Raw genomic sequence first — 12,735 nt, 5'->3', positions numbered from 1 at the left:
ACAAAAACCCTCGCCCGACTAACGTAACGGCTTACCATGTAATGGTGAAACCCCAGCCCTCACCTCGAATGGGGCGCCCCCGCGACCTCAGCAAGGACGAGGCGACCCTCGTCGCTGCCCGACGCCTCCTCGGCGAGGTGGGCTATCAGCAGACGACCGTCGCTTCGATCGCGCGCGCCGCAGGCGTGAACACCCCGGCGATCTACCGGCGGTGGCCCACACGGGAGGCCCTGATCGAAGAGGCCGTGCACGGGACGGGCGGCCATCCGCTGCCCGAGGAGTCCAGTGACCTGCGCTCCGACCTGGCGACGTGGGTGCGGATCTTCCTGATTCGCGCCGCGCGGCCGGCAGCGCGGGCGGGTGTGCCCGGCCTTCTCGCCGACTCGCAGACCGAGGAGGCACGCCAACGGTTGCTTGCCATCGGGGCGCCCGTCCGGAAGGCCTTCCAGGGCCTACTCGACGGCGCCGTCGACCGCGGCGAGATCGCGTCGGGTGTGGACGCGATGTTCCTGTTCGACCTGCTCTCGGGTGCCACGACGATGCGCGGGCTGACGCGGGGCACCGAAGACGAGGACGAGTTCGTCGAGTCCCTGGCCGGCGCCCTGTTCGTGCTGGCCGCACACGCCGCCGAGGCGGTCGACACCGGGCCGGTGCAGCGATGAAGGTCGACGTTCAACTGAACCGCCGACCGGAAGATGCCGCGGAACGCGCACAGGAACTCGTCGCGCTCGGCGCCGACGGACTGTTCACCTTCGAAGGGGCCCACGACGTGTTCGTCCCGCTCGTCGCGGCATCGGCGGTGACGTCGGCGGACCTGATGACGAACGTGGCCGTCGCACTGCCGCGCAGCCCCCTGCACCTGGCCCACACCGCCTACGACCTGCAAACCCTCAGCCGTGGGCGGTTTCGTCTGGGTCTCGGGTCGCAGGTGCGCCCGCACATCGAGAAGCGTTACGGCGCAGAGTGGTCCAGGCCCGCCGCCCGCATGCGCGAAGCGGTGCTGGCGATCAAGGCGATCTTCGCGGCCTGGGAGGGCCGGGCGCCGCTGAAGTTTCAGGGCGAGTTCAGCACACACACCCTGATGCCGCCCACCTTCAACCCCGGTCCCAATCCCTACGGTCCGCCGGAGATCTGCCTCGGCGCGCTGGGGCCGTTGATGACCCGGGCCGCGGCCGAGGTGGCGGACGGGCTGCTCGTCATGCCGTTCAACAGTGTCCGACACTTCCGGGAGCGGACCGTGCCCGCGATCGACGAAGGGCTCGAGCGCGGCGGACGCTCGCGCTCGGACCTCGCGATCTACCCCCAGGTCATCGTGGGTGTCGGCCGCACGCCTGCGGAACTCGACGCCGCGGCTCGCGGTGTGCGGGGCCTGCTCGGGTTCTACGGATCCACCCCGGCCTACCGGCCGGTGCTCGAGGTGGAGGGCTGGGCGGACATGCAGCCGGAGCTCAACACGCTGTCCAAGCGCGGTGAGTTCGCCGCGATGAGAGAGCTGATCGACGACGACATGCTCGCCACCCTCGCGGTGCACGGCACGCCCGAACAGTGTGCGGCGCAGATCGTCGCCCGCTTCGGCGACCACGCGGACCGGGTGTGCTGCTACTTTCCCGGCTACCCGGTATCGGATGTCCATGTCGCCGAACTGATCTCGGCCGTGAAGGCGGCGTCGTGACGGGCGGGGTGCGCGTCGAGGTCGAGCGCGGTGTCGCGGTGGTGACCCTCGACCGGCCCGAGCGACGTAACGCGTTCACCAAGGCCATGGGCCGGGCACTGGGCTCGGCCTATCGGATGCTCGACGACGACGACGCCGTCCGGGTCATCGTCCTCACCGGCGCTCCCCCGGCGTTCTGCGCGGGCGCCGACATGGCGGGCGGTGACGGCACCTTCGCCGCACCGGAGCACGACACGTTCACCGCGTCACCCGTCGACCCGCCGGCATTCGACCTGCGTAAGCCCGTCGTCGCCGCGGTGAACGGGCACGCCATCGGCATCGGCCTGACACTCGCGATGCAGGCGGACATCCGGATCCTCGCGACCGACGCCAAGTACTCGATCCCGCAGGTCCGCCGCGGGGTGCTCCCGGATGCCATGTCGCACTGGACCGTTCCGCACATTGCAGGGATGGCGGCGGCAGCGGACATCCTACTGACGGGCCGCACCTTCGACGGCGCCGAGGCGCTCGGGCTGGGCCTGGCGAGCCGTTCCCTGCCTGCGGACGACGTTCTGCCTGCCGCGATGGACATCGCCCGGGACATCGCCGTGAACGTCGCGCCGATGTCGGCCGCGCTGTCCAAGCGGCTGCTGTGGCAGACCATCGGGCGCGGCTACTCGCCGGAGCGCGTCGCGGAACTGGAGACGGAATTGCACCTACGGGTCATGGGCACCCACGACGCGACCGAGGGGGTGCGGGCGTTCACGGATCGACGTGAACCCCAATGGCAGTCGAAGCTGTCGCGCGACTGGCAGGAGGTCGATCCGCGATGACCGCCCCGACCACCGACCACGTCCTCGCCGGCATCGATCTGACCGGCCGTACCGCGCTGGTCACCGGCGCGAGCGGAGGGCTCGGCGCCGAGACCGCCCGCGCGCTCGCCGCCGCGGGTGCGCAGGTCGTTCTCGCCGCGCGGGAGGTCACCGCGGCCGCCGCGGCCGCCGACCGGATTCGTGAGACACATCCCGCCGCGAACCTGGAGACGTACGGCGTCGACCTCACCGACCTCGACAGCGTGCGCTCCTTCGTGGATCGGCTCACCGAGCGTTGCCTGCCGGTGGACTTCCTGATCAACAACGCCGGGGTGATGTACCCGCCGCTGCAGCGCACCAGGGACGGTTTCGAGGCGCAGTTCGGTGTCAATCACCTCGGCCACTTCGCACTCACGACGGCACTGCTGCCCGCGCTGACCGCCGCGGCCGACCGGTCCGGAGTCCCGGCCCGGGTGGTCACGGTGTCCTCGGATGCGCACCGCGCGCACCCCGTCGATCTGGCCGACCCGAACTTCGAGCGCCGCGGCTACGACAAGTTCGTCGCCTACGGGCAGTCGAAGTCCGCCAACGTCCTGATGACCGTCGAGCTCGAACATCGTTTCGGCAGCACTGGTGTCCATGCCTTCGCGGTGCATCCGGGAGTGTGCGCCACCGGACTCGCCCGGCACATGTCGCGCGAGGACTTCGCCGAGATGAAACGCCTCTCGGCGGGCACGCCGAATGCTCTGACCACTCTGAAATCCGTCCCTGCCGCCGCGGCGACGTCGGTGTGGGGAGCCACGGCGCCGGAGCTCGACGCGGCCGGCGGGACGTACCTCGTGGACTGCGCTGTCGGCACGGCCGCCGGCCACGCCACCGATCCTTCGACGGCGTCGACCCTGTGGGAGTTGTCCACCCGGTTGACCACGGTCGACGCGCAGCGGCTGTAGCCGCACCCGACCCCATCAGGTGTCGGCACTCCCGGCCCCGGCCGGCCGTTCCTTCGAGGAGGACTCATGGCTCTACCCATCGACGAGGATCAGCGCGCGCTCGCAGATTCCGTCGCGGCCTTCGCCCGCCGAGCGGCACCGGTTGCGGACACCCGTGCCCGGTTGGATGCCTTGTCATCCGGTACCGCACCGGACCCGGTGTGGGAGGCGGTGCTGCGTCAGGGACTGCACACCGTTCACCTCCCGGAGGTTGCGGGAGGTTCTGCGTGCGGGCTGCCGATGCTCGCTGTCGTCGTCGAGCAGCTGGGCATGGCCCTGTTCCCCGGGCCCTACCTCCCCACGGTCCTCGCCGGTGCGGTCGCCTCGACCGCCACTGCCGGTGCCTCGGAACTTCTCGCAGCGTTCGGCGAGGGCGCGACCGGCGCTCTCGTCACCGGGAGTCGCTTCACGGCACGGGAAGGCGACGGAGGATGGATCGTCGAGGGGACGTCCGATCCCACTCTCGGGCTTCCGGGTGCGGCGCGAGTGCTGGTGCGCGCGTCGCGGGAGAGCTCCGGTGCGAGCCTGTGGTTCTGGCTCGACGATACGGATCTCGGCAGGATGACCGCGGCCGTGACGGCATTGAAGGCGACCGACATCACCCGATCGGTCGGCCGGCTACATCTGACCGGACATCACGTCGCCCCCGCTCGGACACTGTCCGGACTGGACCAGGACCATGTCGACCTTGTCGTCGCGGCCCTTTTCGGCGCCGAGGCGAGCGGGATCGCCGCGTGGTGCCTGGAGACCGCCGTGGACTACGTGCGGGCCCGGCACCAGTTCGGTCGACCCGTTGGCAGCTTCCAGGCCGTCCAGCACAAGGCGGCCTTGATGCTCGTCCGTTCCGAAGTGGCGTGCGCAGCCGCGTGGGATGCCGCTCGCGCCGCGGAAGACACCCCCGACCAACGCCGCCTGGTAGCGGCACAGGCCGCCCTGACCGCAGCTCCGGCAGGAGTCGACCAGGCGCTCGACTGCATCAGCCTGCTCGGCGGTATCGGATTCACATGGGAGCACGACGCGCACCTGTACTGGCGTCGGGCCGTCGCCGTCGCCTCGGCAGTGGGCGCCGACGACACCTGGTCGACCCGGCTGGGTGAGGCGGCCCTGCACATCGAGCGGGACTTCTCGTTCATCGACGAGGACACCTTGCCCGCACTGCGGGCGCGGGTCTCGGCTGCCCTCGACGACGTTCTCGCACTCCCCGAGGACGAGATCGCGACGGAAGGGTGGGCCCCCTCGCGTGGCGGGGCCAGGCGGGCCAGATTGGCGGCCGAGGGCCTCACCGCACCGCACTACCCGCAGCCCTACGGCCTCGACGCGGGACCGGTGGAGCAGGCGGTGATCGCGGACGAATTCGCCCGGCGTGGGCTGGCGCGGCCGGACACGGGAATCGCGGAATGGGTGCTGCCCACCCTGATCTCGCACGGCAACGAGGAGCAGCAGAAGCGATTCGTGCCCGCAACCCTGCGCGGCGAACTCGTCTGGTGCCAGCTGTTCTCCGAGCCTGGCGCCGGCTCGGACCTCGCGGGCCTGTCGACCCGGGCCCGCAGGGTCGACGGGGGCTGGGCACTCACGGGACAGAAGGTGTGGAACTCGCAGGCGCGGGAGGCGGACTGGGGTGTGTGCCTCGCGCGGACCGACGCAGACGCGCCGAAACACAAGGGCCTGACCTACTTCCTGATCGACATGGCCTCGTCGGGGGTCGACGTCCGTCCGCTCCAGCAGGCCACAGGAGTGTGGGAGTTCAACGAGGTGTTCCTCGACGAGGTCTTCGTTCCGGACGACTGCGTCGTCGCCGGGCCCGGCGACGGTTGGCGTCTCGCCGTCACCACCCTGTCGAACGAACGCCTCAAGATGGGAACTGCGGGCTTCGGGCACGGCGCCGCGGACACCGTCCGGCAACTGCTCGACAGTGGAGAGTACGGCGCCACCCGCGACGAGGTCGTGCGGGTGCTCGGCCGAAACACCGGCCGTGAACTCGCTGTGTCGGCCATGAACCTGAAGTCGGTGCTCCATCGGCTGAACGGGTCGGAGGACACCACCGGCGCGTCCACGAGTGTGCAGAAGGTGTTCCATGCGATCGCGCAGCGCGACGGGTCCCGGGCGCTGGTCGCGTTGCTCGGCCCGCTCGGCTGTGTGGGAAGTCCGGACGAGCCGTATGTCCAGGACTACCTCGGCGTCCCGGCCGTGCTGATCGGCGGCGGCACCATCGAGATCCAGCTCAACGTCATCGCCCAGCGGGTGCTGGGACTGCCCCGCTGACATGGACGTCACGCTTCTCGCCGACGGCCTCGGCTTCACCGAGGGCCCGATTCTGCTGCCGGACAATCGGATCGCCGTGGTGTCCATGAGTCGTGGTTCGGTGCTCGTACTCGACCGCGACGGAACCGTCGCGGTCGAGTACCAGGTGGGAGGCGGCCCCAACGGTCTCGCCCTCGGGCCCGACGGCGCACTCTACGTCGCGCAGAACGGTGGCATCTGGGCGGCGCGGGCATCAGCCGAGCCGGGAATCCAGGTCATCCGGAACGGGGAGGTGTCCTACCTTGCGGCGGGGATGGACGCGCCGAACGACCTGGCCTTCGGGCCGGACGGACGGTTGTGGGTCACCGACTCGCGGGAGGAAGTCGACTTCGCCCACCCCGAAAGTGCGCTGCCCGGCAGGGTCTGGGCCGTCGATGTCGACAGCGGCGTGGCGGAGCTGATGCTCGAGGGGCCCGTCTTCGTCAACGGGATCGCGTTCGACGGCGTCCGGCTGTTCCTGACCGAGACCGTCAGCGGCCGGGTGACGGCATACGATCTCACGCCGGAACCACGCGCGACCGCGGCGCCGGTGTGCACGATCGTCGACGGGCACCCCGACGGACTCGCCATCGACGACACCGGCCGACTCTGGGTCGCCACCACCAGCGGCGACCGCATCGACGTCATTGGTTCCGGGGGTGTTCTCGAGGAGACACACCTCCTCGATACGGGCAGCATGCCCACCAACATCTGCTGTGGCCCAGCGGGTTCGGGAGAGTTCTACGTCACTGCCGCAGGGGCGGGGTCCGTCCTTCGGCTCACCGGCAAGGCACCGGCGCCCATCCCCCGGCGAACTCCACCCTGTTCGCCGGGGGTGTGAGCAGCGGTCAGGCGTCACCCAACAGTTGTGCGAGTCTTGCCAGGCAGAAGCCGTGGATGCTCACGTTGTCGCCGAGCTGCAGGTGCGTCGACAGTCGCAGCAGCGGCACGGAGAGCAGCACAGCGCCGAGCACCTCGTTGAACAAGAGGTTCCGCACCTTCCAACCGGTCAGTTCCTCGTAACGGGCGATGGTCTCCTCGCGCGTCGGAGTACCCGGCAGCGGCGGGTGGCCCTCGTACACACTGCACGCCCAGTCCAGGAACAGCACCCACGCCAGGTCGGCCTCGTGGTCACCCAGATACGCCATCTCCCAGTCGAGTACACCCGCCACGGCCAGGTCCGGCGTGTACAGGATGTTCGACATGCGGGCGTCGCCCCAGACCAGCGTCACGTGCTCCGGCTCGTAGACGTTGTCCTTGAGCCAGGTAAGGGCCCGCTCCATCACCGGCGGCAGTTCCGGTGCCGCCCAGCGCACCGCCCGGTCGAGGTAGTTCACGATCTGCTCGACCGGCGTGTCCCCGAACTTGGGCATCGCGAGGAACCCGAGCCGCAGTTCCTCGGGGTCGAGGGCGTGCACCTGCGCCATCGTCTCCACGCACTCCCACCACATCTTCGCCCGACCCTGCTCGTCGGCGTCGAAGTAGTTCCCTGCCGTGTGGTAGGACGGGAAGTCGCTGGGCGCCTCGGCATTTCCGATACGGTCCATCACGTAGTACGGACTGCCGAGCGGGTTGTCGTCCGCGTCGATCCACCGGACGCCGGGGACCGGGAGATCGGTCGGTGCGAGCCGCTCCGCGACCAGGTACTGGCGCCGTAGGTCGTAGTCCGGGAACAGTGAGACCTCGGGCGGCCGCCGGAAGACATACCCGGCCGACTCGTGCTCGGCACCCTCGAGGTCGAACAGATAGGTCTCGGTGGAGAACCCGCGTTCGGTGCGCTTCCAGTCGACGATCTTCGCGTTCTGTGCGCCCGGAATACGCTGCTGGACAATTGGTTCGAGGGCAGCCGCCAGGTCCTCCGGCGCGACCCGCTCAGCCATTGCTCTTACCCTCCCGGTTGGCGCTCCAGTCGGTGTAGCCGTAGCGCGGGTTGACGCCCATGAACACCATCTCCACGAGCCCGTGCCCGACCTTGTCGCCCATCCGGACCTCGCAGAGGGTCTCGCTGAGCATGCTCACCTTGCGGATCTCGTTCACGTCGGTGATGTCGACGTCGAAGCTGTCGCTGAAGTCCTTGCCGCGGTACATACCCGATGCGTAGCCGTTGTACTCGTCGTAGCCAGCGAGGCCCGGCCAGAAGTCGCACACGGGCGTGACCTCGATGACGTCGGTCGAGCGGTCGGCGCGGTGCACGGTGAACGTGCCGGACTTGACGACGCGGAGGTCGTCGCGGAAGTCCAGGTCGTGCTCGACGTCGATGATCGGCAGCGGCTCCTTGCCGGAGTCGATCGGGAAGAGCACCTCGCCCTCGAACTGCCAGCGCTCCCCGGTGTGGGTCTCGCGCTGCGCGAAGTGCACCACCTCGTCGTCGAACTGGAAGATGCCCATGTAGTAGAGGACGCCGGCAGGCACCTCGGAGGGCTGCATGTTCCCACCCTCGGGCAGGCTGCCGCCGCCGCCGCCGTGGCGCACGCCCCACGAGTGGTCGCGGCCGAACCACCAGTTCTCGGGGTCGATCTCGATGCGCTCGCCGTCGATCTCGATCCAGCCAGTGATGGTGCCGTTCTGGTAGAACCGGCGCGCATCCTCGCGGACCCGGCCGCGGCTGCGGTGGAAGGCCGCGGTCTGCTCGTAGACCGGGAAGTCGCCGGTGAAGTCGAGCTGCAAGCTCAGGCCGTGATCGTTGGACTCGACGGTGGAGCGCACCTTGCGCAGCGGCTCGACGATCTCGTACGTGTACGGGCCGACACTGAACGCGTTCAGGGCCCCGGTCTGGGGGTTCAGCTCGGTGGACAGGCGGACGACGCGGGCCTGTTCGCCCTTGCGGGTGACCATGGCGTAGGCGTCGAGGACGTTGCGGTTCGGGTACTTCGCCATGCCGGTCATGATGCTGATCTCGCCGGACTTGTCGAAGCCGTACATCACGATGCGCTCGGTCCATCGGAGGTCGCTCTGCGAGACGTGGTCGAGAGTGGTGGGGAGTTGGTGGATCAGCAGTTCGTCATGCGGAGTGATCATGGCCTGACCTTTCGTCGGGGAGGAGGGCTGACCAAAATCTATTACGGAGCGCTCCGCAACGTATTGGTTTCGACGAAAGACGTCCGGTACTGTCCGCGATTGTGGATGAGCGCAGAGATCGCCGGACCGGCACCGCCGGAGTGGGACGGCCTCGCGATCCACAGGTCGACGAGGCCATCCTCGCCGCGACCAGGGAGTTACTGGTGGAGTGCGGCTATCAGAAGACCACCATCACCGCTATCGCCCGCCGTGCGAAGCTGGGCACCGCCGCGATCTATCGGCGCTGGGCGACCCGGGAGTCGATCATCGAGGACGCGATCTTCGGGATGCAGGACGTCGCCCTGCCCGAGGCCACCGACGACCTGCGCGCGGACCTGCTCACCTGGACCCGGATGTTCCTCGTGCGGATCGCCGAACCCGCGACCCGGGCCGCGATCCCGGGACTGCTGTCCGCCTACCACTCCGACGACGGTGTCTACGAGCGCCTGGTCACTCGGTCCGAGGCGCCCGCGCGCGCCGCGCTCACCGCCCGGGTGGCCGCGGCCTTCCCGGAGCGTTCCGACGACACCAACACCGCCGTGTCCGACGCCGCCTTCGACCTTCTGATGGCCGCGACCACCATGCGAGGTCTCACCAGCGGGCTCGCAGACGCCGACACCTTCTGCGCCCGCACCGCCGAGTCGTTGACGCTGCTCGTGACCGTGGACCGCGCCGACACCGCCACCGATCGGTCGTCGAGCCGCACCTGACGGACGATCCTGCTCATCGCAGGCCATCTACGTGAATCTCGTGCCCTACGCCTCGATCGGGTCGTACCAGTCCGCGTTCGTGAGCAGCACCCGCGTGCCCAGGTCGCGATTCCATTCCGGCTCGATGCCGTGTCGCCGGAACACGGGAAACATCACGTCCTCGAGCAGCCTCGTCACGTCGGTACGGTAGAGGTCTTCCTTCGCAGTCTCGCTGAGCGTGTCATAGGCGTCCTCGTCGAAGTCCTCCGGCGGAAACGCGCCATAACCGATGTAGGTTTCGCCGTCCACGACGAGGCGCTCGGTGTCCTGCTGGTGGAAGTAGACATACCCCTTCCAGTGTCGACTGTCGTCGCGTTCGCCCCAGATCTCGCCGGATGCACAGGTTCCGCAGCAGGAGAAGTCCGCGCGGGCGACCACGCCGTGAGCATTCAGCTCGTCGAACGCGGCGATAGTCCGGGAGGCGTACGCACCGATCTCCGCCTGCTGCCGCAGCCGGGCGGTGCGCAGCGCGTCGAACGCCGCGGCGAGCTGGTCGTCGGTGAGGTCGTACTCGTCGCCGTAGATGTCGATGAAGTCGTCGACGTCGTCGCGGCCGGTGATCAGCTGCTCCCAGATCTGCTGGGTCAGCTCGGCGCGCGCGTCCTCGTCGAGGGCGAGGTCGGGGAGGGTCGCGTAGGGCGGAATCACGTTCGGGTTGTTCGATACTGGACTCACAGCGCCACCTCCGAATCAGGACGAAATCGGGCGAAGCCACCCGGCGGCGACGATGGTAGCCACCCCCGCCGACACAGTGTCGTCTCAGCCGTCGTCAGCCGTGCAGAGGCACGACGAGCATCTGCCGCACGGTGCCCGCCGTCACGAGGTGGTCGATGAATGCGTCAGAGATGTTCATTGCCCGGTGAGTGAGCCCGGTTCCGTGAGGAACACGATCTTGCGAATCTCTGCGTCCACGTCAACCGTCTTGTCCTTGGCGGCGATCCGCTCGATCATCTGTTGCAGCGCCAGGAAGATCGCCTGCCGCAGAAAGCCACTCAGCTCCGACGCATCGCGGATGTCGGAGCGGTTGACGCGAATCTGCGCCGTCATCCGGCGCTGCGCCACCGACACGCGGGGCGCGTACAGTCCGGTCGGGTCCGTGGTCGACGAGATCTCGCCGCCGACGTGCAGGAGGATGTCTAGCTCGTAGGCGAAGTCGATGTCACGCAAGCTCCGCTTGATGGCCGCCGTCGCCCCCACCCCGTCCGGATCCGGCCCGCCGAACACCGTGCGAAAGACCATCGCGCCCAATCGAGGAACCCACCCCTCAGCTCTTCGCCAACTCTTGGGCGAGCATCACGAGGATCCCGCTGGGACCGCGGACGTAGGTGAGTTTGTAGATGTCCTGGTAGTTGGCGACACCGCGGAGTGGGTGGCAGCCGTGCCTCGCGGCCACCGCGAGGGCGTCGTCGATGTCGTCGACGGAGAATGCGACACGGTGCATGCCGATCTCGTTGGGAAGGGTGGGTGTCGTCTCGATCGCCTCGGGGTGGATGTACTCGAAGAGTTCGAGGCGGCCATGCCCGTCGGGCGTCTGGAGCATCGCGATGTTGGCATGGTTGCCGTCGAGTCCGACTGCGGTGTCGGTCCACTCGCCACTGACCGTGTCGCGTCCGAGGACGCTGAGTCCGAGGTCGACGAAGAAGGCGATCGCCGCTTCGAGGTCCCCCACGGCGATACCGACGTTCTCAAGTTTGATGGCCATGCGCCCACGCTAGCGACTGGACGAAACCCGAACACGGATCTCGGCCGCGGCTCGCCCACACATGCATCGACGCCCGCCGCCTCTGGTGAGGCGACGGGCGTCGACGAATCGTGTGCTCAGGACCCCAACGCGTCCTTGACCAGGTCCGTCAGAACCTTCGACAGAACACCGATGAGGATCGTTTCCGCGCTGCCACCCATGTCTGCTCCTTAGCTGTATTTCGTGTTGCGTACAGAACAGTACGGGGTACGACGGCCACGCGGGTCTGTTTGCCGAACAAGCGTCCAAGACGTCCCGGCTACACGCAGCAAACGACGAACGGGCGATTACGGGGAAACGTACTCGGCCTTCGTTCCGGTAGCTGCCCGTTCGCGGTGTGGGTCAGACGTTGAAGCGGAACTCCACGACATCGCCGTCCTGCATGACGTAGTCCTTGCCCTCCATACGCACCTTGCCTGCGGCCTTGGCTGCGCTCATGGAGCCGGCCTCGACGAGGTCGGCGAAGGAGACGATCTCGGCCTTGATGAAGCCGCGTTCGAAGTCGGTGTGGATGACGCCCGCGGCCTGCGGGGCGGTGTCACCCTTGTGGATCGTCCAGGCGCGCGATTCCTTCGGCCCTGCCGTGAGGTAGGTCTGCAGGCCGAGGGTGTGGAAACCGGTACGCGCGAGCGCATGGAGGCCGGGCTCGGACTGACCGATGGAGTCGAGCATCTCCTGCCGGTCCTCCTCGTCTAGCTCGAGGAGTTCCTGCTCGACCTTCGCGTCGAGGAAGACGGCGTCGGCGGGGGCGACAGAGGCCCGGAGCTCGGCGACCTTGGCCTCGTCGGTGAGGACGGCCTCGTCGGCGTTGAAGACGTACAGGAACGGCTTGGTGGTGAGCAGGCTCAGTTCACGCAGGAGCCCGAAGTCGAGCTTGTCCTTCACGCTGAACAGCGTCTTGCCCTCGTCGAGGAACGCCTGAGCCTTGAGCGCCTCGTCGTGCAGGGGCTTGAGTTCCTTGTTCTTCTTCGCTTCCTTCTCCAGGCGCGGAAGGGCCTTTTCCAGGGTCTGCATGTCGGCGATGACGAGCTCGGTCTCGATCACCTCGATGTCGGACGCCGGGTCGACCCGGCCGTCGACGTGCACGACGTCGTCGTCGGCGAACACGCGGACCACCTGGCAGATGGCGTCGGCCTCACGGATGTTGGCGAGGAACTTGTTGCCGAGGCCTGCGCCCTCGGAGGCGCCCTTGACGATGCCGGCGATGTCGACGAAGGACACCGTCGCGGGCAGCAGGCGCTCGGAACCGAAGATCTCGGCCAGCTTGGCGAGCCGCGGATCGGGCAGCTCGACCAGGCCGACGTTGGGCTCGATCGTCGCGAACGGGTAGTTCGCAGCCAGCACGTCGTTGTTGGTCAGCGCGTTGAACAGGGTGGACTTGCCGACGTTGGGCAGTCCGACGATTCCGAGGGTAAGGCTCACGGTCTGCGATACTACGGAATGGGCGTCATCCCAG

13 protein-coding genes are annotated in these 12,735 nt (G+C 68.2%); 7 read left to right on the top strand and 6 right to left on the bottom strand.

All coding sequences use genetic code 11. From position 1 onward, the window contains the following. Positions 1-44: 44 nt before the first annotated feature. From RHCRD62_RS02400 to RHCRD62_RS02375, 6 genes are all read left to right on the top strand, one after another. The gene (locus tag RHCRD62_RS02400) at positions 45-662 is read left to right on the top strand and encodes a TetR/AcrR family transcriptional regulator (RefSeq protein ID WP_253277160.1); all 618 of its coding nucleotides are present in this window, start codon (positions 45-47) and stop codon (positions 660-662) included. Continuing rightward, on the top strand, positions 659-1,672 hold the full coding sequence (locus tag RHCRD62_RS02395; protein WP_050063039.1) for a TIGR03617 family F420-dependent LLM class oxidoreductase: 1,014 nt from the start codon (positions 659-661) through the stop codon (positions 1,670-1,672). Before RHCRD62_RS02400 ends, RHCRD62_RS02395 begins: the two co-directional genes overlap by 4 nt. Beyond that, positions 1,669-2,484 carry an enoyl-CoA hydratase/isomerase family protein gene (locus RHCRD62_RS02390; RefSeq protein ID WP_050063038.1) on the top strand — a complete coding sequence of 272 codons (816 nt, stop codon included), beginning with the start codon at positions 1,669-1,671 and terminating at the stop codon, positions 2,482-2,484. The genes RHCRD62_RS02395 and RHCRD62_RS02390 overlap by 4 nt, the downstream gene beginning before the upstream one ends. Continuing rightward, positions 2,481-3,413: an SDR family NAD(P)-dependent oxidoreductase gene (locus tag RHCRD62_RS02385; RefSeq protein WP_050063037.1), complete on the top strand. Its 933-nt coding sequence runs from the start codon at positions 2,481-2,483 to the stop codon at positions 3,411-3,413. The genes RHCRD62_RS02390 and RHCRD62_RS02385 overlap by 4 nt, the downstream gene beginning before the upstream one ends. Positions 3,414-3,479: 66 nt before the next feature. Then, positions 3,480-5,714, top strand: a complete 2,235-nt coding sequence (locus tag RHCRD62_RS02380; protein WP_050063036.1) for an acyl-CoA dehydrogenase family protein — start codon at positions 3,480-3,482, stop codon at positions 5,712-5,714. A 1-nt stretch (position 5,715) separates the two neighbouring features. Continuing rightward, positions 5,716-6,573 carry an SMP-30/gluconolactonase/LRE family protein gene (locus RHCRD62_RS02375; protein WP_050063035.1) on the top strand — a complete coding sequence of 286 codons (858 nt, stop codon included), beginning with the start codon at positions 5,716-5,718 and terminating at the stop codon, positions 6,571-6,573. A gap of 7 nt (positions 6,574-6,580) precedes the next feature. Here RHCRD62_RS02375 and RHCRD62_RS02370 read toward each other — a convergent pair whose 3' ends face one another. Together RHCRD62_RS02370 and RHCRD62_RS02365 are read right to left on the bottom strand one after the other, a co-directional pair. After that, complete coding sequence (locus RHCRD62_RS02370) at positions 6,581-7,612, bottom strand: phosphotransferase family protein (RefSeq protein ID WP_050063034.1); 1,032 nt, start codon at positions 7,610-7,612, stop codon at positions 6,581-6,583. Continuing rightward, the gene (locus tag RHCRD62_RS02365) at positions 7,605-8,750 is read right to left on the bottom strand and encodes an Rv3169 family protein (RefSeq protein ID WP_050063033.1); all 1,146 of its coding nucleotides are present in this window, start codon (positions 8,748-8,750) and stop codon (positions 7,605-7,607) included. The genes RHCRD62_RS02370 and RHCRD62_RS02365 overlap by 8 nt, the downstream gene beginning before the upstream one ends. A 101-nt stretch (positions 8,751-8,851) precedes the next feature. On the opposite strand from RHCRD62_RS02365, the gene RHCRD62_RS02360 reads away from it, so the two are divergent. After that, positions 8,852-9,499, top strand: coding sequence for a TetR/AcrR family transcriptional regulator (locus tag RHCRD62_RS02360; protein ID WP_253277159.1), 648 nt, complete (start codon positions 8,852-8,854; stop codon positions 9,497-9,499). A gap of 45 nt (positions 9,500-9,544) precedes the next feature. Here the strand turns inward: RHCRD62_RS02360 and RHCRD62_RS02355 are convergent, their stop codons facing one another. From RHCRD62_RS02355 to ychF, 4 genes are all read right to left on the bottom strand, one after another. Further along, on the bottom strand, positions 9,545-10,213 hold the full coding sequence (locus RHCRD62_RS02355) for a DUF6891 domain-containing protein (protein WP_050063032.1): 669 nt from the start codon (positions 10,211-10,213) through the stop codon (positions 9,545-9,547). 174 nt (positions 10,214-10,387) lie between these two features. Further along, positions 10,388-10,786, bottom strand: coding sequence for a hypothetical protein (locus RHCRD62_RS02350; RefSeq protein WP_157050777.1), 399 nt, complete (start codon positions 10,784-10,786; stop codon positions 10,388-10,390). Between the two features lie 16 nt (positions 10,787-10,802). Continuing rightward, entirely contained in the window at positions 10,803-11,240 is a 438-nt protein-coding gene (locus RHCRD62_RS02345; protein ID WP_050063030.1) for a VOC family protein, read from the bottom strand. 381 nt (positions 11,241-11,621) lie between these two features. Then, positions 11,622-12,701 carry a redox-regulated ATPase YchF gene (gene ychF, locus RHCRD62_RS02340; RefSeq protein ID WP_050063029.1) on the bottom strand — a complete coding sequence of 360 codons (1,080 nt, stop codon included), beginning with the start codon at positions 12,699-12,701 and terminating at the stop codon, positions 11,622-11,624. Positions 12,702-12,735: the final 34 nt, after the last annotated feature.

This window comes from Rhodococcus sp. RD6.2, assembly GCF_001040705.1.
Lineage (GTDB): Bacteria > Actinomycetota > Actinomycetes > Mycobacteriales > Mycobacteriaceae > Rhodococcus_G.
Note: the sequence above shows the minus strand (reverse complement) of the source record. Positions and strands in the feature narration are given on the sequence as shown.